The sequence below is a fragment of the Xanthocytophaga flava genome, from assembly GCF_030068545.1.
GTDB classification, from domain to species: Bacteria; Bacteroidota; Bacteroidia; order Cytophagales; family 172606-1; genus Xanthocytophaga; species Xanthocytophaga flava.
On record NZ_JASJOR010000002.1, the window covers coordinates 616,572 to 638,398 of the forward strand.

At 37.7% G+C, this 21,827-nt stretch carries 19 protein-coding genes; 9 read left to right on the forward strand and 10 right to left on the reverse strand.

Going from position 1 to position 21,827, the window contains the following annotated elements; translation table 11 throughout:
• Window positions 1-38: 38 nt before the first annotated feature.
• Both QNI15_RS05225 and QNI15_RS05230 read right to left on the reverse strand, forming a co-directional pair.
• Window positions 39-620 carry a hypothetical protein gene (locus QNI15_RS05225; RefSeq protein WP_313999204.1) on the reverse strand — a complete coding sequence of 194 codons (582 nt, stop codon included), beginning with the start codon at window positions 618-620 and terminating at the stop codon, window positions 39-41.
• Between the two features lie 171 nt (window positions 621-791).
• The gene (locus tag QNI15_RS05230; RefSeq protein WP_314030883.1) at window positions 792-1,808 is read right to left on the reverse strand and encodes a DUF2278 family protein; all 1,017 of its coding nucleotides are present in this window, start codon (window positions 1,806-1,808) and stop codon (window positions 792-794) included.
• A 377-nt stretch (window positions 1,809-2,185) separates the two neighbouring features.
• Between QNI15_RS05230 and QNI15_RS05235 the strand changes: the two genes are divergently transcribed.
• From QNI15_RS05235 to QNI15_RS05250, 4 genes are all read left to right on the forward strand, one after another.
• Window positions 2,186-2,524: a PadR family transcriptional regulator gene (locus QNI15_RS05235; protein WP_313988156.1), complete on the forward strand. Its 339-nt coding sequence runs from the start codon at window positions 2,186-2,188 to the stop codon at window positions 2,522-2,524.
• Window positions 2,521-5,139, forward strand: coding sequence for an FtsX-like permease family protein (locus QNI15_RS05240; RefSeq protein WP_314030885.1), 2,619 nt, complete (start codon window positions 2,521-2,523; stop codon window positions 5,137-5,139). The genes QNI15_RS05235 and QNI15_RS05240 overlap by 4 nt, the downstream gene beginning before the upstream one ends.
• A 136-nt stretch (window positions 5,140-5,275) precedes the next feature.
• Window positions 5,276-6,058 carry a hypothetical protein gene (locus tag QNI15_RS05245; protein ID WP_314030887.1) on the forward strand — a complete coding sequence of 261 codons (783 nt, stop codon included), beginning with the start codon at window positions 5,276-5,278 and terminating at the stop codon, window positions 6,056-6,058.
• A 178-nt stretch (window positions 6,059-6,236) separates the two neighbouring features.
• Window positions 6,237-8,195 carry a glycoside hydrolase family 97 protein gene (locus tag QNI15_RS05250; RefSeq protein ID WP_314030889.1) on the forward strand — a complete coding sequence of 653 codons (1,959 nt, stop codon included), beginning with the start codon at window positions 6,237-6,239 and terminating at the stop codon, window positions 8,193-8,195.
• A gap of 120 nt (window positions 8,196-8,315) precedes the next feature.
• Here the strand turns inward: QNI15_RS05250 and QNI15_RS05255 are convergent, their stop codons facing one another.
• Complete coding sequence (locus QNI15_RS05255; RefSeq protein ID WP_314030890.1) at window positions 8,316-8,810, reverse strand: VOC family protein; 495 nt, start codon at window positions 8,808-8,810, stop codon at window positions 8,316-8,318.
• A 71-nt stretch (window positions 8,811-8,881) separates the two neighbouring features.
• Entirely contained in the window at window positions 8,882-9,325 is a 444-nt protein-coding gene (locus tag QNI15_RS05260) for a VOC family protein (RefSeq protein WP_314030891.1), read from the reverse strand.
• Between the two features lie 833 nt (window positions 9,326-10,158).
• Between QNI15_RS05260 and QNI15_RS05265 the strand changes: the two genes are divergently transcribed.
• Together QNI15_RS05265 and QNI15_RS05270 are read left to right on the forward strand one after the other, a co-directional pair.
• The gene (locus QNI15_RS05265) at window positions 10,159-11,826 is read left to right on the forward strand and encodes a methyl-accepting chemotaxis protein (RefSeq protein ID WP_314030892.1); all 1,668 of its coding nucleotides are present in this window, start codon (window positions 10,159-10,161) and stop codon (window positions 11,824-11,826) included.
• A 122-nt stretch (window positions 11,827-11,948) separates the two neighbouring features.
• Complete coding sequence (locus QNI15_RS05270) at window positions 11,949-12,794, forward strand: CheR family methyltransferase (protein WP_313988145.1); 846 nt, start codon at window positions 11,949-11,951, stop codon at window positions 12,792-12,794.
• Between the two features lie 83 nt (window positions 12,795-12,877).
• On the opposite strand, the gene QNI15_RS05275 is transcribed toward QNI15_RS05270, so the two are convergent.
• The 3 genes from QNI15_RS05275 to QNI15_RS05285 form a co-directional block, all read right to left on the reverse strand.
• Window positions 12,878-13,399: a DinB family protein gene (locus QNI15_RS05275; RefSeq protein ID WP_314030893.1), complete on the reverse strand. Its 522-nt coding sequence runs from the start codon at window positions 13,397-13,399 to the stop codon at window positions 12,878-12,880.
• Between the two features lie 160 nt (window positions 13,400-13,559).
• A complete protein-coding gene (opgC, locus tag QNI15_RS05280; RefSeq protein WP_314030894.1) occupies window positions 13,560-14,645 on the reverse strand; it encodes an OpgC domain-containing protein in 1,086 nt (361 codons plus the stop codon).
• 483 nt (window positions 14,646-15,128) lie between these two features.
• Window positions 15,129-15,734 (reverse strand): DnaJ C-terminal domain-containing protein, encoded by a 606-nt coding sequence (locus QNI15_RS05285; protein ID WP_314030895.1) that lies wholly within the window; start codon window positions 15,732-15,734, stop codon window positions 15,129-15,131.
• Window positions 15,735-15,958: 224 nt separating this feature from the next.
• Here QNI15_RS05285 and QNI15_RS05290 point away from each other — a divergent pair, with 224 nt between their 5' ends.
• Entirely contained in the window at window positions 15,959-16,939 is a 981-nt protein-coding gene (locus tag QNI15_RS05290) for an MBL fold metallo-hydrolase (RefSeq protein ID WP_314030898.1), read from the forward strand.
• Window positions 16,940-17,036: 97 nt separating this feature from the next.
• Here the strand turns inward: QNI15_RS05290 and QNI15_RS05295 are convergent, their stop codons facing one another.
• Both QNI15_RS05295 and QNI15_RS05300 read right to left on the reverse strand, forming a co-directional pair.
• Entirely contained in the window at window positions 17,037-18,062 is a 1,026-nt protein-coding gene (locus QNI15_RS05295; protein ID WP_314030899.1) for an SDR family NAD(P)-dependent oxidoreductase, read from the reverse strand.
• 159 nt (window positions 18,063-18,221) lie between these two features.
• Window positions 18,222-18,620 carry a winged helix-turn-helix transcriptional regulator gene (locus QNI15_RS05300; RefSeq protein WP_313999231.1) on the reverse strand — a complete coding sequence of 133 codons (399 nt, stop codon included), beginning with the start codon at window positions 18,618-18,620 and terminating at the stop codon, window positions 18,222-18,224.
• Window positions 18,621-18,707: 87 nt separating this feature from the next.
• Between QNI15_RS05300 and QNI15_RS05305 the strand changes: the two genes are divergently transcribed.
• A complete protein-coding gene (locus QNI15_RS05305) occupies window positions 18,708-19,601 on the forward strand; it encodes an NmrA family NAD(P)-binding protein (protein ID WP_314030901.1) in 894 nt (297 codons plus the stop codon).
• A gap of 140 nt (window positions 19,602-19,741) precedes the next feature.
• Window positions 19,742-20,146 carry a hypothetical protein gene (locus tag QNI15_RS05310; RefSeq protein WP_314030903.1) on the forward strand — a complete coding sequence of 135 codons (405 nt, stop codon included), beginning with the start codon at window positions 19,742-19,744 and terminating at the stop codon, window positions 20,144-20,146.
• A gap of 92 nt (window positions 20,147-20,238) precedes the next feature.
• On the opposite strand, the gene QNI15_RS05315 is transcribed toward QNI15_RS05310, so the two are convergent.
• On the reverse strand, window positions 20,239-21,819 hold the full coding sequence (locus tag QNI15_RS05315) for a RagB/SusD family nutrient uptake outer membrane protein (RefSeq protein WP_314030905.1): 1,581 nt from the start codon (window positions 21,817-21,819) through the stop codon (window positions 20,239-20,241).
• Window positions 21,820-21,827 lie beyond the last annotated feature (8 nt).

Here is a 21,827-nt window from a genome sequence, read left to right on the forward strand (position 1 = left end):
CATCCATACATAGACTGTGAAAATCCGATAAAAAACAGTTATACTACTCTGGGAGGAGGAGAAGCGATATCCAGATAATGAGAAGAAAAATCTATTTTAGTCATAGCAGGATATGGGGAAGACAGGCTACAAGCATAAAAGCAGAACGATGTTTCCCATAAAGGCAGGTATTCCTGGGTCAATGAGAACTTGAGATGTTTTTGTGTTTTCTCAGTTTGTGGCCCTGCCGAATCTGCAATGTGTGTTTTTATGTGATTAGAAAGATCATTCTGTATCTGTTCCTGTGTGCGGTTATTGACACAATACAGGTATAATGTATCATTCTGAATACTACGCATTACCTTTTCATAAATTCTCCCCTGATAGCTAAATTCCCCTTCTACAGGTTCCAGAGAATGGTCCAGTTGGTGATACAAGTCAATGGGAATTGAAAACCGTATCCATTGCTGGTTATGCACCTTCGCATCTACTTCAGCCTGACTAAGAGCTAAACTATTGCTATCCAGAAATAGCCGTAGTTGTGTTCTTGCCATACTTTGCCGATATGTATAATACACATAATACCCCATGGTATTATAGAGCAACAAACCCAGCAGCAATATGGCAATCGCTTTCTTCAAGATGGCATAAGGATATCTGTCAAAGATACAAACCTTTTAAATTATACCAAGAAAAACATAAACTTTTGCCATAATACATTCATCAGGCTAGAGAGTACCTTCCCTGCTACCAGGTTGTACATATAGTAACAGTTAAATACAATCTAGCCCATTTAAAAAGTTATATAAAACTTAAAACTGAATCAACCGATTCTCTACTGATGCCTGGTCTTTGGTATAGCTAACCCCATCAATCTTGTTACCTTCCTGGTCCAGCAGAGAAATAATACCGCCTTTATTGCTTAACTGGGCGCCATTACCACTTAGACGTACTTTCAGACTGGTATGTGCTTCTATAAAAATATTACCTAGTACGTCATATAACTTAGCCTTATCTGCAATGCGCCAGTTATGCAAAGCAATAGCCTCATTGTCAGAGTTAAATAGTACAACAAATTCTTTCCCAACATCATCTTTTGAGGGATTTACCATAGCAGCAATAATTCGAACAGGTGTTTTACTTTCTGGCTGTTGTGGATGGTCTGGTGGCAATGTATTGAGCGGATCTCCAGTCTGATCATCAGTATGCCATGCCTGTACCTGAAAGGCGATAAAGATAGCAACCCATTTGTTACGGGAAGGAAAGTGCAGCAGTAAGCCACCATCCTGATATACACCATTGTCTTTTTTAAACTTACCCGAATTACCCTGATTCATATGTATATCATGAATACCATTTCCAGGCGTAAATCCGAAGTATTGATCCGGTTTATTTTCCTCTGGTCCCCATTTCTCACCAAATGCATAGACAACAGCATCTGTGTCATTGATGGCCTGCTGTACATAAAAGTCCAGCTTCTCATTCAGGTCATTATCAGCTCCCGGTTGATTGTAAGGAATGGGCTTCATTTCTTGTGTTGGAAACAAGTTACCCCGAATGAAGTCTAATGCGATACCTGCAGGTCTTGAAGGTATCTTAGTATATCCATCTGGCAGATTGGCTTGCACAATATTATCTGTAATGGGATGTACGAAATTTTCATCCATGTAAAATAATACCTCGGGTGGACTTAACTGTGACATTACATTGATAGCAATACGGTGGTGTTCTGTTCCAGCCAGAATATGGATCTGGAAATGTTCATGGGAAGGAGACGCCATTTCCCGTTCGATAGCCTTACCTTTTAATACTCCATAGTTCTTTAACATAGTAAATGGTTGATTATCTGTTGCCTACTCTTATATGGCTGTTTTCGGCATCCCAGCCGGTTGTACAACTTTGTGTTTCTTCTTATTAGTATTTCATTACAGGGAAAAAGTAATATCTTTTACCAAAAACTATCCTCCCTATACACCTGAAATCAAGGCAATACCAACTAACAAATCAATACCTCATTTTAGGTATTCTACCGAATGTAAAGACTAATTGACATACAAATCTATATGTCCGTTTATGAAGCATCTGTGTCCGCAGTCGAACATACACATACACTACAAAACACTCAAATACAGACATATACACAGAAAAACAGCTTTGGCAGTATATTTGTACGACAAAATAGAAAATAATATATCATACCATATTTATGCGTCGGACATATTTAGGCGAACTGGAAGAAATGATACTCTTAATGGTAGCTATCCTTGATGGAGAAGCGTATGGAGTAACCGTTAGTCAGCAACTCGAACAACACACAGGCAGGCAATTAACCTTTGGCACAGTCCATAATACACTGATTCGCCTGGAAGAGAAAGGGTTTGTAGCATCACATCTGGGAGGAGCTACTACAGAAAGAGGAGGACGGAGAAAACGTTTTTTTACTCTGACTGCCTTAGGTAGTAGAGCCCTGCAGGATGTTCAGGAGTTACGCAATCAGCTTTGGCAAATGGTACCTCCACATGCATTGCAAGTCAATGGACTATGAAACAGCCAACTACTCCACCCCGTTGGGCTTATAAACTACTAACATGGTTTCACCCTGATGATACCCTGGAGGAAGTAGAAGGTGATTTGGATGAAATGTATCAGTACTGGTATCAGCGGGAAGGCAAAACGTGGGCTACTATTCGCTATGTGATAGATGTGATTTCCGTTTTGCCTCCCTTTGTACGAAAAAGACATAAAAAGAATGCCTATCCTCACCCTATATTCAGCCTTTCTATGTTTCGCAACTACTTCAAAATCGCTTTGCGCAATTTGCTTAAACAGAAAGCTTACAGCCTGTTTAACCTGCTTGGTTTATCACTAGGTATTACCTGTGGTTTATTGCTTACACTTCACATCAAAGAAGAGTTAAGTTATGAAAAGAATATACCCAACCATAATCGTATTTTCAGGGTAGCGAACACAGAATGGTCTAAATCGTCTCCGCCACTAGCAGGTGAAATGATCAAGTTCTTCCCGGAAATCAAGAGCATTACCCGGTTTGCATCCTTAGGAACACAGGTTGTCAATACAGAAGATGACAAACAAGGTGAGAGTGTCGGATTTTTCGCAGACTCTACAGTAGTAGAGGTGTTTGATCTGCAACCAGTATTGGGAAATCCGGTTAAAGCATTGGCTGAACCTTCTGCGATAATCATTACCCGCAGTATGGCTGAAAAATATTTTGGAAGCAAAGACCCTATTGGTCAGAAACTGACATTTGAGAATAAAGAAGAACTCTGGGTAAGAGCAGTTATAGAAGACAGAACAGGTAATACCCATCTTAAATTTGACTATCTGGCTTCTATGCCAACTTTCTACAACTATGTATCAACTGACTGGCTTACTAATAAAGGGTGGATGTTTGGCTGGACATATATACTGCTAAATCACCCGGAAGATGTACATAAACTGGAAGCTCGCATGAAAGATTTTTATCTTAGTTTTTATGCAGGAGATAAAAAAGAGGAGATACTCAAGGCTGCGGAATCTGCCAGACTGCAACCTATTACAGATATACATCTGAAGTCCAATCTCATTCAGGAAGTAGGTCCTAACAGCAGTATTTTGTATGTGTATATTTTTATTGCGGTAGAAGTGCTGGTGCTGATTATTGCCTGTGTCAACTTCATTAACCTCTTCACTACTCAGGCCTTGAAACGAATGAAAGAGGTAGGAGTCCGCAAGGTTCTGGGAGCACGTAAAGTACAGTTAGTAGTTCAATTTCTGGGCGAGTCATTTTTACTTACTTGTTTGTCTGGAATTATAGCCATTGTCTTGTATTTGATAGCGTTACCTTTTTACAATCACATTTCTGGACGACAGATAACAGGCTGGGAAATTATACAACCTGATAATCTACTGATTGTTACAGGTATGGTTCTCTTTGTTGGACTTCTGTCAGGCTTATTTCCAGCCTTCTTCATCTCTAACTTTGAGCCGGTTTCTTCACTCAAAGCCAATAAAACACCCCGATCTTCTGCTCAGTTTTTACGGAAAGGTCTTATTGTTTTTCAGTTTGTGGTAGCTAGCTTTCTGATTATTGCAACAGTACTTATCTACCAGCAAATGTATCTTTTCAATAACAAGCAACTGGGTTTTGATAAAGAGCAGATTGTAGTGGCCAAACTATATGGTAAGTTTAAAGAAAAGCTGATTCTCAATCCTGAGGTTATTCAAAACGAACTCCTCAAAAATCCGAATGTAGTAACAATAGGCAAAGCAACCAATCGGATCGGTGATGACACGAGTGTCGAGTCGGTAGTACCTAGTCCTCAGGAGCCTGATAAGGAATATCCTTCATTCAGAGTATTGCGTATTGACGAAAATTATCTCAATGCGATGAGCATCCCATTAAAAGCAGGTCGTAACTTTTCCCGTGAGTTCAGTGACTCTGCTTCCTTTATTATCAATGAGAAGGCAGCAAAGATACTGGGATTAAAAGATCCCATTGGTGCTACAATTACCAATACAACTATGAACATACAGGGCAAAGTAGTGGGTGTAGTAAAGGATTTCCATTTCGTCTCTTTACACAATCAGATAGAGCCTTTATTGATGGAGTATCGCCCCTGGTGGACAGGTAACATGTTTATCAAGATTAGACCAGGTAATGTACCAGCAACACTGAATTTCCTACAAAATACGATACAGAAAATAGCTCCTGGGACTGTATTCAAATACGAATTTCTGGATGATCATGTGGCAGGACTGTATAAAAAAGAAAATACAATGAGCACTCTGTTGAAACTATTTTCGATACTATCTATTATCATCTCTTGTCTTGGTTTGTTTGGACTGGCAGCTCATACAGCCGAAATACGTACCAAAGAGATTGGTATCCGAAAAATACTTGGGGCTACACTCAGCAATCTGGTTAAGATCTTTTCTCAAGAGTTTATTCTATTAGTTTTAATAGGAAATATTATTGCCTGGCCACTGGCATGGTATGCAGTAAACCGCTGGTTACAGGAATTTACCTATCGGATAGATATAAGCTGGGATGTATTTGTTCTTTCAGCAGTAGTAACATTGTGCATTGCTTTGGTAACAATTGGCTACCATTGTATTAAAACTGCCTTGTCTAATCCGGTTAATTCGTTGCGAACGGAGTAAAAATTTCTTACCAATAAAAAAGCCTGGATAGTCTCTTTTAAGAAATCTATGCAGGCTTTTTTATTGGTATAAGTCAATAGATTATTATATGGAAAATGAAGAGAATAAGAATCTATTAGATAAAACTTGATATACAATGAAACCCTCTCTCATAATCCACTCAGAACTATCCTCACCAAAAATAGCACCAACAATATATTTAGCATCGTTTCTACTTTGTCTGGTAAGCGGATTGCTCTTTTACTTTACCTCCACTCAGGTAACCGTTCAACAAAGTAATAATCACACACTAATTGATTCTACAAACCAAACAACCCATTTATTTACCTATACGAGTGCTAAGGCAATGGCATACTATCCTGTATTTTACATTGGCATTCGTTCTGATACACTCAATCTTCCGCATAATCCTGTTTCAGGATTTGCCTCCTGGAATGAACAAAGTAAATATGAAAAATCATCTTACTGGAGCTTTGCAGATACAACCAAAATGCAGATAAAAGTAGACACGACATTTGATCTTGGCTATAAAAAATATTTTGGAGAGTATACTGAAAATGGAGTATTCATAACAGACTCTATTTGTGATTATAAAGCATTTCCAATATTTATCTATAACATATCGGACTCAATTTTTTCGGTAGGTATCAGAAATGCAGTAGGAAATCTGGTGCGGGAAATTTATACACTAAGTGGACAGTGGGTGCCTCTTGAGAAACCCATCGATTATTTCTGTGCAACTTATAGTCGTGATCTGGTCATTGAACCTAATAATATACTAGTAGCAAAGTTACTACGCTATGAAGGAGAGGTTAAAGCCCTATTTAGACTCAAATACATGTATCACCAATCAATTGTCTATTCAAATACATTTGAAGATTATGTTGATTCTATCACATGGAAACAAATCAACCAATAAGTGAATGTGTTAATATAAGGATATTCTCTACAAAATATGTATATCCGATAAACTGATTAAATAAACTTGTGTTTGTGTATTTAATCTAGGAAGAATATATTTCAGAAAGTATTGTAGCCTCTTACATTTACTAAAATGTATAATTCTTTTAGATTTCTATTTCACCTCACAACTCAGTATGAAAATTAAATTTTTACTTTTTGTCCTCTCTCTTTTTACTATTTGTGCAGAAGCTCTACTTGCCCAGAAAGCCTATCACCTAAAATCTCCGAATGGCACCATTGATGTATCCATTAATATCACAGATAAAATTTACTATACAGTCAATTACAACCAGGATGTACTGTTAAAAAACAATTATCTGGCAATGGAAGTAAATAACGAAGTCCTAGGTAATCAGCCAAAGCTTGTTAGTGCAAAAACCAGTGCAATCAATACAGTTATTAAACCTTATGTAGCACTGAGATACTCTACAGTTACAAATAAATGCAACTCTCTTCTACTTACCTTTAAAGGAGATTATTCTGTTGAGTTCCGGGCATTTGATGATGGGATTGCTTATCGTTTCATCACTAAGAAGAAAGATTCCATTGAAGTCAAAAATGAACAGGTTGCCTTACAGTTCCCGGAAGACTATATACTTCATCTTCAACAACCCGGAAGTTTTAAAACAGCCTATGAAGAAAACTACTCAGCTATCCATTCCAAAGACTGGAAAACAGAAGACAAAATGTCAACCTTACCAGTTTTAATTGATACTCAGAAACCATACAAGATATTAATCAGCGAATCAGATCTTTCTGACTATCCTTGTTTATTTCTAAAAGGAACAGGACAAAATGGTGTTTCCTCTGTTTTCCCAAAAGCGCCACTGGAATTTGGTGAAGATGGAGATCGTAGTCTCAAAATTACCAAAGAAGCATCCTACATTGCTAAAACAACGGGTACACGTACATTTCCCTGGAGATACTTTGTGATTACAGCCGATGACAAGCAACTTCTGGAAACAACCATGGCTCTGAGATTAGCCTCTCCAAGTGTGTTGAAAGATCCGAGTTGGGTTAAGCCCGGACAGGCAAGCTGGGAGTGGTGGAATGGAGCGACTCCGTATGGACCGGATGTAAACTTTATATCTGGCTTTAATCTACAAACTTACAAGTACTATATTGACTTTGCCTCCAACTATGGCATCAACTATATTATTATGGATGAAGGATGGGCTAAAAGTACCCTCGATCCTTATACTCCGAATCCGGATGTAGATGTACATGAACTGATTCGTTATGGAAAAGAGAAAAATGTCGGGATAGTGTTATGGTTAACCTGGTTAACAGTACATAATCATATGGATTTGTTTCAGAAGTTTAAAGAATGGGGAGTAAAAGGTGTCAAAATCGACTTTATGGACCGTAGTGACCAATGGATGGTAAACTTCTATGAAACAGTGGCTAAAGAAGCTGCCAGAAATGAATTGTTTGTAGACTTTCATGGTGCTTTTAAACCTGCGGGGCTGGAATACAAATATCCTAACGTACTTTCCTATGAAGGAGTGAGAGGCATGGAACAAATGGAAGGTACTATTCCTGATAACAGTTTATATCTGCCTTTTATGCGTAATGTAGCTGGTCCTATGGACTATACCCCTGGAGCTATGATTAGTATGCAGCCAGAACTCTATAGAGCTGAAAGACCTAATGCAGCCAGTATAGGAACCCGCGCCTACCAGTTAGCTCTATTTGTCGTATTTGAAAGCGGTATCCAGATGCTGGCAGATAATCCAACATTGTATTACCGCAATCCTGATTGTACTGAGTTTATCACCTCTGTACCGACTACATGGGATGAAACAAAGGGACTGGTAGCGAAAGCAGGTGAAATAGCCGTTGTAGCTAAACGCAAAGAAAACAAATGGTTTATTGGAGGGATTGCCAATGGGAAGGAAAAAGAAAGGAATGTACAGTTCAATCTGGACTTTTTAGATAAAAGCAGAACCTATAAAATGACTTACTTCGAAGATGGTATCAATGCCGATCATCAGGCAATGGACTATCGAACCAAAACCATACCTGTAAAAGCAGGTGATACTATTAAAGTTAAAATGGCTCGGAATGGTGGCTATGCAGCAGTAATACAGTAAAGTTTGGAAGGCTTTGAGGAGAGGTAATATGAATTAGCAGAGTGCTAGACAATAACATTTAATAACACAAGAGCCAGATGATAATTAAACAGTTATCATCTGGCTCTTCATATTTTAGGATCAGGCATGCGCAGCTTGTGCATTATAAGCCTCTTCTAACACAGAAACCTCTATTTTACTCATTTTCATCATTGCTTCCATTACTCGTTTGGCTCTTTGTGGATCTTTATCCCGCATCATCTTCAGCAAAGCAGTAGGTACTACCTGCCATGATAAACCGTATTTATCCTTAAGCCAGCCACATTGACTTTTTTCGCCACCTTCAGAAAGTTTGTCCCATAAATGATCTACCTCTTCCTGGGTTTCACATTTAATGAAAAGAGAAAGAGCTTCTGTAAATTTGAATTCAGGTCCTCCATTGAGCGCGATAAATTCCTGCCCATTAAGCTGAAACTCTATGGTCATCACAGCTCCTTTAGCTCCGGCTCCTTCTTCTCCATACCGTACCACAGTTCCGATCTTTGAGTCTTTAAATAAAGAAGCATAGAAGTTTACTGCTTCTTCCGCTTCATGATTAAACCATAAAAACGGAACGATTTTTTGTGTGTTTGTCATAGCTATAGATTTGTAAATACTCAGATTGTATAATAGTATAACTGTTTTTCGTTCGATACCAATACATTCATTTACGAATGACTGTCCATAGTAGCATCTGCAGGTACGTCTGCGCCATTCTCCGCTGCTGGGTCCATCCACATCATTTCCCAGACATGGCCGTCCAGATCTGCAAAACTTCTGTAATACATAAAACCATAATCTTTAGCCTCTCTTTCTTCAACAGCCCCTGCCTGTATTGCCCTTTCAGTAATCGCATTTACTTCTTCTTTGCTGTCAACTGAAAGACAGGTAAGTACTTCTCTTACTTTGCTTGTATCAGCGATATCGGTGCTGCTAAACTCCCTGAATTTATCATGTGTCAGTAACATGGAATAGATAGTTTCAGAAATCACCATGCAGGCAGCTGTATCATCTGTAAATTGCATGTTGAACGAAAAGCCCAGTTTTGTAAAAAAGTCCATTGACTTTTTAAGATCTTTCACTGGAAGATTGATGAAAACCTGGTTTGCCATATGAGTTAAAATTTGAGTTAGTTACCTTGTTTTGTTAGAACAAAGATACTCAAGGCAATCCTTTTTGAGCGGGTGAAAAAGAGACATAATAAGGGGTAGATTACGACTTTTTTCAGTACTACCATCTCCATTTAGTTCTCTCTACTTTCTCATTTATAACTCCCCTTAATTGATATCACTTCATAGGAAAATACTGGTTCGGCTGTATATAATTCATATACAAATGGTTACTGTATTTCTTCGTTTCTGGAAAATAATAATACCTCAAAGCTATTTGTTATAGTTTTTCTTTAATCTGTCATACACATTCACCCAGACTCCTCACAAAAAATACTTATTTATATACATTATTTATTAAGCATTTTTTACTAAAATCCGCTCGTTTCTTTCTCTATAGCTCTATTTATCTCTATTCTTTCATATCTGACACCCTATTTACTAACTAAAAAAATACGGATAAGTTACATAGTAGTATTCTTGTCTATATCGGTTACCAAATAGTTAGAGAATATTAGAACTTTATATTCTCAAATGTGCAACTCTTAGAAAGGATAAGAAACAATTTTGGTATACCCAATTTATTCCCTGATAAATGCATAAAATTAATTTTTAACTATTTTTCAGGAAGTTCTTCGTGTTAGAAATACCAGTTGGCCGGATCAGAGGAAATAGTAAGGATAAGAACCTAGGTTGTGTAGTGTTATTACCTAGTAGTTAGAGAAAGAGAATCAATATCCTACTATACAATGTAATATAATAAGAAAGATATGTGTTTGTCTTAACCAATTGCTAATTAATCTTGTATTCACTAGTGTACTTAAAAACGTTTTCTTATGCAACTCACAATTAAACAGAAGCTGATTCTCGCTTTCAGCATTCTAATACTGTTATCTGGTATGATATACTATCTGGGTAACTCCAATGCTTCTACAATAAATGACCGTCTTAATCTAATCGTAGATACAAATGCCAAAGGTATTATGCTGGCAAGCAAGTTGGCAGAAGATGTTCAGTTTATCACAAAGCGGGAAAAAGACTTTATACTGGAACAAGATAGAGAAACCTTACAGGACCTTGTTAAAGATGTTGATACACGTTTGGAAATGTTTACTACACGCATTGAGCAGTTAAAAGCTATTTCAGATGAAAAAGGCAATGAACAGATAGACGAATTTCTTCAAAAGTGGCAGGAGTACCAGAAGATATATGGCAGAATAAAGATATTGGCGGTAGTGATGAATACTGATTCAAGCAACACCGCAGCATACCATCTCTCTAAGACTACAGGCCGGACAGCAGCATTGGATGCGGTTGCGGCAGTGAATCAGCTAGTAAAGAAAAATGAAGCAGCTCTTGCACAAGCTAAATTGGAAACAGATCAGATTTATTCGAATGCAAGAACAAATATGGTTATTCTGCTTGCATTCAGTATAGTACTGGCAGCAGGTATTTCGATCTGGATTATACGTTCTATTACTGATTCTCTCAACAAAGCAAAAGAAGCCATTAAGGCAATCTCTGAAGGAAATCTTATGATTACTATTAACACAAATAGTAAAGATGAAATAGGAGAACTACTTCAGTTTTTACAAAACATGGTAGTAAAATTAAAAGAAGTAATAGGGTATGTTACTACAGCATCTGACAATATTGCTTCTGCCAGTTACCAGATGAGTGCATCTTCTCAGCAGGTAGCTCAGGGGGCAACTGAACAGGCAGCTTCGGCTGAAGAAGTATCTTCTTCAATGGAAGAGATGACAGCGAATATCCAGCAGAATACTGATAACGCACAACAAACCGAAAAAATAGCTTTACAGGCAGCAGAAGATATTAAGGAGGGAAGTCAGGCTGTGAATCAGACAGTAGATTCCATGAAAATTATTGCTGAGAAGATTTCTATCATAGGTGAAATAGCACGTCAGACGAATCTATTGGCGTTGAATGCGGCAGTAGAGGCAGCACGTGCCGGTGAACATGGGAAAGGATTCGCGGTTGTGGCGGCTGAAGTACGTAAACTGGCAGAAAGGAGTCAACTGGCTGCCACAGACATTGATGTTTTATCTAAATCCAGTGTAGCTATCGCAGAAAAATCCGGTAAGCTATTGATACAAATTGTACCTAACATCAGCAAAACTTCACGGCTGGTACAAGAGATATCCGCTTCCAGTATGGAGCAGAATGCAGGGGCAGAACAGGTTAATAGTGCAATTCAACAATTAAATCAGGTAATTCAGCAAAATGCGGCATCTTCTGAAGAAATGGCAACCAGTGCAGAAGAACTTTCGTCTCAGGCAGAGTCGCTTAAAGATGCCATCTCTTTCTTCCAAATAGACCAGTATCAGACAACTCGCCGAAATAAAAGTACCCGTGAGAATCCAGCCAAATATAAGTCTGCTACTCCATCACAGACATATTCCACTCAAAAATCAGATAAGTTTGTAAAGGGAGTTCAGCTAAATATGCATGCAGATACCCTTGATGAATCATATGAGAAATATTAAGACTTACATATAAACAAAAATCAAATCAGGAAGGACAATAGATCTTTCCTGATTTGTTGTTATCAGATAGTCATAATCATTCCACTATACTAAGCAGTTACATTTTCAAACGCATAACCGGCATGATACTTACCCATACTCTAAAGTTAACCAATGCAGACTTTAACAGATTATCAGCATTTATTTATGAACGTGTTGGCATTAAATTATCTCCCATAAAAAAAACAATGCTTGAAAGTCGCTTACAGAAAAGATTAAGCACTTTACAAATGGGATCTTTTAAGGAATATTGTGACTATATCTTCAGCGATCAGGGGAAGCAACAAGAATTAGTGCATATGATTGATCAGGTCACAACCAATAAAACAGATTTCTTTCGGGAGCCCAATCATTTTTCGTTCCTCCAATCCCAATTATTACCTTCTATAGACAAGCATTATCGTACATATCCCTTACGGGTATGGAGTGCAGGTTGTTCTAGTGGAGAAGAAGTATATACACTGGCAATGGTATTAAGTGAGTATTCATGTACTCACACACCTATTTCTTTTCATATTCACGGAACGGACATTTCTACACAGGTATTGCAAAAGGCTGTCACTGCGGTGTATACAGAGGATAAAATCGCACCTATTCCATTATTACTTCGCCAGAAATACCTTCTTAAAAGCAAGGATACAACTAACAAAACTGTGAGGATTGCTCCATCTTTACGGTCTAAAGTTCAGTTTGATCGCTTGAATTTTATGGAAGATGATTTCAATTCATTGCCTGTATTTGATATTATCTTTTGTAGGAATGTCATCATTTATTTTGATAAAGCTACCCAGGAACAAGTACTCAATCGTTTGTGTTCCCAGTTAAGACCAGGAGGATTTTTCTTTTTGGGGCACTCTGAATCTATAACCAATATGGATGTTCCATTGAAACAGATCCGCCCTACTATATTTCAGAAAGTAACAGTATAATCAAATTATTCTATTTAGAACTCCATACAATAGTATCCAGTCACTATAGACAACCGGATACTATTGTATGGAGATTTCTTTACTTAGCTTCTGTCATAAAAAGCAGGAGGAGTTATTCCCAATGAACGCAGATATACATATCCTTGCCCTCTGTGATGAATTTCATTATCGATAAAGTAAAGAACACTGGAGTAAAGAGAGTCTTCATATTGACCAAAAGCGGCCTCTACTTCATGAAAGCGGTGTAACGGAATTTGAGGCCATACAGTATCAATCTCTGTAGTCACTTTATCCCAGAGAGCCAGAAGTTCTGTTTTGGTTTGAGGCGCAGCACCTGTAAACTCATCTCCTTCTCCAAATGACTTCCATTCTCCGGTTGCTACACCTTTTACCCCTGGACCGGCAATATGAATCATCTCCATTACCAATTCAGAGAAAGGGCGCATACCGCCAATAGAATACGTAAATAACTTATCTTCCGGAAATGCTTCTATTACCCGGCGGGTAACCCGGCGATGTCCTTGCCAGTGATTCAATAGCTCTTCAGCTGTAATTACAAGTGTTGACAGATCTGTTTCCTGGGCCTGAATGTTGGTAGTAGCCATAGTCATAAGGGTTTAAATGTTGTCATTTAGTTTACCTTACAAAGAAACTACACCCCAGTGACAACCCTATGTCAGTAGAGTCGTCAAAATTTCAGAGGAGACATTCCACTTATATTTTTTATTTTTCAGGCACAGCCCTACAGATCAGAAAGTTGATCAGTTATGCCAGTGTTGCTACTTTTTGCACATGTTTCTTGCTCTCCCGCCTCCATGCCAATACATATAAACAAACTAGAATAAATCCAACCAATCCTAACAAAGCTATTGAGTTATTATCACTATAGTAAGCAACCAGAGGTAATAATAAAAATATTAAAACAATATGAAGGGAAAATACCTGTAAAGAATGTTTGCCTAAGATTACCAACCAGGATTGAGCAAATAATCCCCTATAAGAGCGCATTAAAAAATCAATAACAATTACCAATGCCCCAAAATTAATCAGACGCAAGGGACCCAAACGATGCTTATCAATCAAATTCCACCACATATCTTCGGTTTTACCCAAGACATCAAATCTATTTAAAGTTAGCATTGTGATAATAGCAATTGCGGGCCATATCATATAGGCGGGAACACGCAATTCATTGCCATTTGCTCTTCGATATGCCAGATATACACCTGCTACAAATATTATCTGCCAGGCAAAGATATCCATATAACTCAATTCCGCACCAGGCAGGTAACTTGCAAGTAGTTTGGTAGCCTTATAACTAAGTCCAAGTCCCAACTGACTCATTCCCCAGATACCTATACTAACTACCAACACCCAACGACCATTCCCTTTACGAAACTGATACATCAGAAAAGGAAGAGAAAGTAGCAATAGACAATATAAAGGCAGAATATCTAAAAAATCAGGCTGATAAAGTAAAAACAGGCTTAGGAAAAGTGACTGAACAGGTGTTTGAAAAAACCGGGTTAGCACCTCTGTCCAATAGTGATAGTGAATAATAGAGTAATAGCCTACTAAACAAACAATAAAAAGTGAGATAATATGATAAATATAAATGGTTCGAGCCCGCTGAATAGCACCAATAACAACCTTTCTTAAGCCTGTTCTAGCTAATCTCTTGTAATAAACTAATCCTGCTACCAAACCAGATAGAAAGACAAAGCCTTCAGCAGCAGAGACATATCCCAGAGGCTGATAAGTAAACTCGGTTAGAGGTGTCTTGACATGATTAATAGTAATAAGAATGATAAAAAGGCCACGGAGGCCATCCAACTGGACAATACGACTCATCTAAATTCAGATTTTATGGTTTGATTAGTAGGCTAAGTATGAACGACAAAAGACATAGTAATGACTTTGTTATCCCTATAATCAATTAGACATACGAAATAACACCCTGATATGGATTGTATCAGGAATACTATTTTTTTTACAGAGAGTGACTTGGGGTTTTCGCTGAATGTTATACAAAAAAGAAAGTATAATCCATTTAACTTACAACTTTAAACTTTTCAAACCTTAAAGCTCTGGGTTACAAAATTCTATTAGACCACTTTTTTGTACATTTTTTATAGTAAGCAGATTGCCAAGTACCAAACAGTATAACTGTGGTATAGGCACTCAAAAAATTATTAATCTTTTCTAAAAGTGCAAATGGCAGCAATAGACGGTATAAGCCAGCACATAAATTAATATGTTTAACGAACATTAGTAAACATACTTTTTTTATATTACCTGCATAATCATCAAACAATTATAGTATATATTAATATTTTAATAATAGTGTCCATGAAAATGGGCGTCTGAAGATCTGAAATGCCATTCATTAGAGACCTCAAATAGCCAGGGGAGTTTAAAAGTGATGCTGAATTTAGAACCTGTCAGCGGCATACCAAATCCCACAAAATTTCCGATGATAGTATGCCAGTTACCTTTATAAAATTTGGGTCGTTCTAATATCTTTAGTAAAACATCTCCCGGATATCCACCGTTAAATCTTTCTGCTAATCCCTTCATACGCAATGTATGCCCATTTCTGGCCGAAATCGGAACTTTTACATCATACTTTTTATCCAGTAAATGAACTCTTGTGATAGTACTTTTGCTAAGGTTAGCAGTATCAATAGGAAGTTCGATAAGGATATCTCTTTGTAAAGAAGTAAATACATGATTTTCTCTTTGTAAAATCAGTATTACGTCCTGATCTCCGAAACTCTCATCAATTTTGCCTGCAAAATTTCTCAGCCTTAACTGCTGGCCTATTCTTGCCTTAGGTGGAATGCAAACTTTAAAGGTCTTTGAACCAAAATCAACATACTCAATACTGCCACTAGCGAGTTTGCTCTCATTGATCGGGAAAGGTAGTATGACTTTTTGCATCTTTTATCAGAGTTAAGTTGTAAAACATATAGTTCTCGTCTAAATGATTCTAGTATATATGGTGCTCATTTGCAATATTTTATGTAAATAGTAAGAAATAGTAACCTGCTATAAGTATTTTTTTATTTTACCATAGGCATATTTTTTTACACTGTTTACAAATCTTTTATTGGCTTTACTAAAGTTTAGCCATAGTATGTTGTAGATAAAACACATTCAGATGTATGGAAACAAACACTCTAGTTAAACCGCCACACTGGGGAACTCTCAAACCTGTGGCACCAGGAGTTGTAGGAATACCTATTCTTATCGTTAATGCCTATATGATTGGTACCAAAGATAACTGGGTACTAGTTGACGCAGGTTTGCCCGGAAATGCCAAACGCATAAAGAAAGCAGCAGAAACATGTTTTGGGGAAGGTGCACACCCAAGAGCTATTGTATTAACACATGGACATTTTGATCATACCGGGTCATTAGAGGCATTGGTAAAGGAATGGGATGTACCTGTATATGCTCACTCTCTTGAATTACCTTATCTGACAGGAAAGGCTAGTTATCCCCCTCCTGATCCGACAGTAGGTGGAGGTCTCATGACCGAAATAGCCCGCCTGTTTCCGACCAAGCCCATTGATCTAAAAGATCGGGTCCGATTGATCCCATCGAATGGAGAACTGGAAGAATTACCAGGATGGCGTATTATCCATACACCAGGACATGCCCCAGGACATATTTCTCTTTTCAGAGAATCAGATCGGGTTTTGATTGCTGGAGATGCCTTTGTAACAACCAACCAGGAATCATTTTGGGCTGCGACAGTTACTAAAAAACAAGAAATTCACAGACCACCAGCTTATTTCACCCAAGATTGGGATGCAGCCAGACGTTCCGTTGAAACACTGGCAAGCTTAGAGCCCAGTGTTGTTGCTACAGGACATGGCTTACCTATGCAAGGTCCATTTATGCTAAAGGCCTTACATAAACTGGCTGAAAACTTTTCGCAGGAAGCGCTTCCGGCTAAAGGTAGGTATGTACAGGAACCTGCCCGCTTCAGTGAACAAGGTGTAGATTTTGTACCTCCTCCTGTTGCAGATCCGGCCCCTAAAGTATTAGGCATGATTGGAGGGGCTATCTTGGCAGGAATCGCTACGTATGCATGGGTGCATCATACCAGAAATCGTCGGGGTATAAAATCAATTTTGTAAGAAAGATATCTATATCTTAAGATTAATAACACAAGACAAAGCCTCATAAACTTAATAAATTATGAGGCTTTGCTATGTTGTTCAGTAACTGAGATACCTAAAGTTCATTATTCTGGACAGCTGCCTGATCACTTGGTCGAGACAAAACAGTCTGAGAAGCAGCACTTTCACTCTCATAACCTTTGCGCCCCAGACTATGTTGACCTTCAGGAGAAGCAGCTGGAAGAAATCTATTCATCAAAGCAAAAAAGTCAGCAGATAACTCAGGGAATAATTCGTCCAAAACAGATATCAGTTTAGCTGGTAATGTAATGACAAGCTCTGCACGTCCAGTTTTTAAAGCAGAGACAATTTGTAATGCGGCATTTTCTGCACTAGCTGTCAGAAGTGGCAGAGAGGCACTTGTCTTAAACCATGCATATTCTTTCTGATGTTGTCCCTTTACGGTAACATTTCTTGGACTACCTGTACGCATCAGTCCAGGATATACAGTTGTTACAATAATCCCTTCACGTAATAATTCTGCTCGTAAAGTTTTAGAAAAGCCTGCCAATGCAAACTTACTGGCAGAATAAGGTGCCAGATGTGGAACACCTACTTTCCCTCCTATTGAGGAAATATTTACAATACGTCCTCTACCTGTTTGCCTCATATAAGGTAATGCGGAATATACTGTATAGATAGAAGCATATAGATGTGTTCGTATAGCTTCTTCATAATCAGATTTTGCCTGATTGTCTAGAGCTCCTACTTCTATAATTCCAGCATTATTAATCAATACATCTATTTGTCCAAAATGATCATAAACCTGCTCCATCATTTCTTCTACATCTCTTTGTTTGGTAATATCACAACGCAGAGCAAGCACATCTATACCATAGTCTTTCAATTCTTCTTCTGCATCTTTCAATTGCTCTATATTTCGAGAGCAAATAGCCAGTTTCGCTTTCAGAGAAGCTAACTCTCTGGCAATAGATAAACCCAAGCCACGAGTTCCGCCTGTAATTACAATTACTTTGCCTTCTACATCGAAAGATCGACGCATCCGAATCCATGATTTTGCGGCCCACAAGATGCCTGCACCTATTGCCAGCTTAAGTAAAGAAGATTTCTGAAGCTTCATTATTGATAAAAAATAAGATGATAGAAGTTATCTACTAATTGTCATAAACTTTTTATTCAAAAATTCATGCCTCATTTATTCATCATAAATACCTGTATAGCAACTGGTTAAAAAAAAGAATATATTCAACTTAACCACTCTGTTTTTACAAGTAGCTACCTACGGCGCAGGAAAATCTTCCAGCTTTCGGGAAAAAGTATCCGCATTTTCTTTGCTGTCATCCACTGCCCAGATTGCCATTGCATATAAAACAGGTCGCAGTGCCATACCAGAATCAGTAAGGCTATAGGTAACCTGAGGAGGAACAACAGGTTTAGATTCTCGATGTATGAGATTATCAGACTCTAGTTGCTTCAAATGCTGGATTAGCACTTTTTCTGTGATAGCAGGAATGCCTTTTCTTAATTCACTATATCTTTTGCTACCTGTCAGAAGTTGAAACAGAATAATAGGTTTCCAATATCCTCCTATTTTTTCCATCACATAGGTTATAGGGCATTCTGCGTAAGCAATTTTCTTATTTTCCTGGATAGTTGAAGCTTCTTTGACTTTTGTCATGAATACATACTTTAGGGTAAGTACTTGTAGAAAAGTAAGTGCAAAAATACTTTTGCGTGTATACAATCCAACAAATACTATAAAAACATGAAGATCGTTATTACAGGGTCATTAGGCAATGTAAGTCGCAGACTCACAGAGCAATTAATCCAAAAAGGACATATAGTTACTGTCATAAGCCATGATTCATCCCGAGTTAAAGCTATTGAAGAAATTGGCGCTACTGCAGCCATTGGTTCAATAGAAGATGCTGATTTCCTCATTCAGACATTTTTGGGAGCAGATGCAGTATATACAATGGTTCCTCCTAATTATCATACTCCTGATTATCAAAAATTTGTAACAGAAATTGGTAAAACCTATGCTCAGGCAATTCGCTCAGCCGAAGTTTCTTATGTAGTAAACCTAAGCAGTATTGGAGCACATAATCCAGATAGCAATGGCCCGTCCGGAACGTTCTTTTATGAAGAAGAACAACTGAATCAGCTGTCATCCACCAATGTGTTGCATCTACGGGCAGGAATGTTTTATACCAACTTTTATAGAAATATAGATATGATAAAACATAGGCATATCATTGGAAATAATTTTGATGGAACCTTATCATTAGCAATGACTCATCCATATGATATTGCCGATGTCGCAACAGAAGCACTGGACAAACTTTCTTTTACAGGAAAAGAGGTACAGTATGTTGTAAGTGATGAAAAGAGAGGAACAGAAATAGCAGAAGCTCTAGGGGAAGCAGTTAATAAGCCTGATCTGCAATGGATTGTGTTCCCAGATAAAAAACTGCAGGAAGCAATGACAGAGAACGGATTTTCCAGCCATATGGCATCCAAATTTGCAGAACTTGGGGTGGCTATTAGAGAAGGACGTTTGTTTTCGCATTACCAGGCCAACAAGCCTCTTGTGTTTGGCAAACGAAAATTTACAGACTTTGTGAAAGAGTTTGCTATTATTTATAGGCAGAGTATGTAATTCTGATAGTTGATTTAAGAATAACTTGTCTAAAAAACTAGTATTGGGGAATATTTCGTAAGAATCTGCTTATTGTATTTCATAAATCTATTTTCCAATATTGGAAATCCTGATAATATATCTTGTAAAATATAGACTGAATGAAAATCACAATACTGAAGAATGCCCTTATTATAGCTATTCTCTCATTTTCTCTTTCATGTAACCAAAAACAACCATCCCAACCAATCATCCATAAAGATTTGTTAGGATTTAAGTCTGAGTACATTACAGAGTATCTAGATGATAACTATCAGAGAAATAAGCTAGAGCAAAAGCTTAATGTATTAAAAGTTCGTTATCTAGAAGATATCATTTATGTATCTACCTATGCAGAAGCTAATGGTTGTGGTGGGCATTTTGGAAATATGAAGATTAGAAATGATACTCTTATACTTACTTATGAATTTAGTAGTGACACCGCATGTACTTCGATAGTTATTGATAAGTTAACTTACTTAATTAACAATCCTGGAAAAAAGAAACGAAAAATAAAATTTGAATAATTATCAGAGTTCAATACACCAAAGACAATAAAAAAACTGGCATTAAGTAATGCCAGCTTTTTTATGAGAATCAACACAATTATTATGTTTTGTTAATAACCTGGATTCTGTTCCCCTAGATTTTTGTTTCGTTGTCTTTCCAATTCAGATATAGGAAAAAGAAGATGTTTTTCTTCAAAAGTTTTACCCCATGTATTGGTATGGCCTATCAAATCTACAAATGTAATTTCTCCATTTCCGTTCTGCGTTGTTTCAGGGTATTTACGCGTACGTATCATATCAAACCACAATTTGAATTCAAACACCAGTTCACGATAACGTTCTTTCCATACTTCTTCCACAAAATCATTTGCGGACAGACCTTGTAATCCGCTTTTGATGGTTGCGGCATTGGATTTCCAGTAAGCTCTGCTTCTAACCTGAGTAAGATACTCTGCAGCTTCTGCTGTTACACCTTGTGATTTCGCAATAGCTTCAGCTGCAATTAAAAGCACATCTGCATATCCATACATTTCAATATCTTTTCCAGAACTAGCAGTCTCAAACAATGCCTGATCATCATGCCAGAAGTAAGGGGTAGGAGGAAATGTTTTGGTCTCACCATTTATGACAATAGATGAATGGTAATATTGCTTCTCCTGTGCTCTAAGATCATTAGCATTATCATATCCCCACAAAAACTGATTTCTAGGTGCATATGCTCCATTGGTAATGGCATACTTAACAGTTGATGGTTTAGAAGTAGTATAGCTCCATACAGGATATATCGTTTCAGCAATGCCTACAGCATACTCATGAAAAAACACATATTCAGTGGCAGAAGCATCACTTTTACGCAGTTTGTTATAGGCACTATTCTCCATTACTACATTGCCACCTGACATTTCATGTTGTTCCAAACTATATGTACCACTTTCAATAACGCTTTTAGCCATTGCAGCTGCATCTGCATATCGGTTAGCTTGTAAAGGAAATCCACTCATATTCAAGTAAACATCTGCTAGCAATGTTGCAGCAGCTCCTTTCGTAACACGTTTTCCATTTGTAACCATTGATGTTGTAGCAAGTCCTGCCTCGTTTACAGCAAATTTTAAATCCTCTTCAATCAAGGCATATACATCTGCTACAGAAGCCCGATTTATATACAGGTTTTCCAAAGATTCATAAGGTTCTGTCACCAAAGGAACTCCACCAAACATCCGAACCAGGTAGAAGTAAGCATAAGCCCGGAAAAATCTGGCTTCTCCCAACAATTTCTTCGCTTCAGCTTCTGCTAAACCAGGAGTAGTAGGAATGTATTTAATCGCGTTATTGGCTCTTGAGATACCTGAATATAAATCATCCCAGATACCACCCAGATAGCTGGAAAGGTTATTTCCGTTCAGGGTTAATTGTTGGGTATGCTGTACATGTATTTCCTGGCCTTTGTATTCATTGTCAAAAAAACCTGACATATAGTTCCCTATCATCGCTTCTGCACCACCATAATGAGAACCATCAAATAATTGAGGAACTCCATTCCGGTAAAGAGAGTTTACTGCATTATAAGCGTGATTTGGCTCTTTAAAGTTTTGTTGGGAACTTAGTTCATCAAGGGGCCTTTCTTCCAGAAAGCTATCACAGGAGAATGAAAGAAGAGCTGTTAATGCAATTACTATATGTATTTTTTTCATATTGATGT

What these genes read in the sequence shown, in the direction of transcription:
- QNI15_RS05230 (WP_314030883.1), bottom strand. Translation starts at nt 1,808, where the DNA reads ATGTTAAAGAACTATGGAGTATTAAAAGGTAAGGCTATCGAACGGGAA.
- QNI15_RS05235 (WP_313988156.1), top strand. Translation starts at nt 2,186, where the DNA reads ATGCGTCGGACATATTTAGGCGAACTGGAAGAAATGATACTCTTAATG.
- QNI15_RS05240 (WP_314030885.1), top strand. Translation starts at nt 2,521, where the DNA reads ATGAAACAGCCAACTACTCCACCCCGTTGGGCTTATAAACTACTAACA.
- QNI15_RS05245 (WP_314030887.1), top strand. Translation starts at nt 5,276, where the DNA reads ATGAAACCCTCTCTCATAATCCACTCAGAACTATCCTCACCAAAAATA.
- QNI15_RS05250 (WP_314030889.1), top strand. Translation starts at nt 6,237, where the DNA reads ATGAAAATTAAATTTTTACTTTTTGTCCTCTCTCTTTTTACTATTTGT.
- QNI15_RS05255 (WP_314030890.1), bottom strand. Translation starts at nt 8,810, where the DNA reads ATGACAAACACACAAAAAATCGTTCCGTTTTTATGGTTTAATCATGAA.
- QNI15_RS05260 (WP_314030891.1), bottom strand. Translation starts at nt 9,325, where the DNA reads ATGGCAAACCAGGTTTTCATCAATCTTCCAGTGAAAGATCTTAAAAAG.
- QNI15_RS05265 (WP_314030892.1), top strand. Translation starts at nt 10,159, where the DNA reads ATGCAACTCACAATTAAACAGAAGCTGATTCTCGCTTTCAGCATTCTA.
- QNI15_RS05270 (WP_313988145.1), top strand. Translation starts at nt 11,949, where the DNA reads ATGATACTTACCCATACTCTAAAGTTAACCAATGCAGACTTTAACAGA.
- QNI15_RS05275 (WP_314030893.1), bottom strand. Translation starts at nt 13,399, where the DNA reads ATGGCTACTACCAACATTCAGGCCCAGGAAACAGATCTGTCAACACTT.
- opgC (WP_314030894.1), bottom strand. Translation starts at nt 14,645, where the DNA reads ATGAGTCGTATTGTCCAGTTGGATGGCCTCCGTGGCCTTTTTATCATT.
- QNI15_RS05285 (WP_314030895.1), bottom strand. Translation starts at nt 15,734, where the DNA reads ATGCAAAAAGTCATACTACCTTTCCCGATCAATGAGAGCAAACTCGCT.
- QNI15_RS05290 (WP_314030898.1), top strand. Translation starts at nt 15,959, where the DNA reads ATGGAAACAAACACTCTAGTTAAACCGCCACACTGGGGAACTCTCAAA.
- QNI15_RS05295 (WP_314030899.1), bottom strand. Translation starts at nt 18,062, where the DNA reads ATGAAGCTTCAGAAATCTTCTTTACTTAAGCTGGCAATAGGTGCAGGC.
- QNI15_RS05300 (WP_313999231.1), bottom strand. Translation starts at nt 18,620, where the DNA reads ATGACAAAAGTCAAAGAAGCTTCAACTATCCAGGAAAATAAGAAAATT.
- QNI15_RS05305 (WP_314030901.1), top strand. Translation starts at nt 18,708, where the DNA reads ATGAAGATCGTTATTACAGGGTCATTAGGCAATGTAAGTCGCAGACTC.
- QNI15_RS05310 (WP_314030903.1), top strand. Translation starts at nt 19,742, where the DNA reads ATGAAAATCACAATACTGAAGAATGCCCTTATTATAGCTATTCTCTCA.
- QNI15_RS05315 (WP_314030905.1), bottom strand. Translation starts at nt 21,819, where the DNA reads ATGAAAAAAATACATATAGTAATTGCATTAACAGCTCTTCTTTCATTC.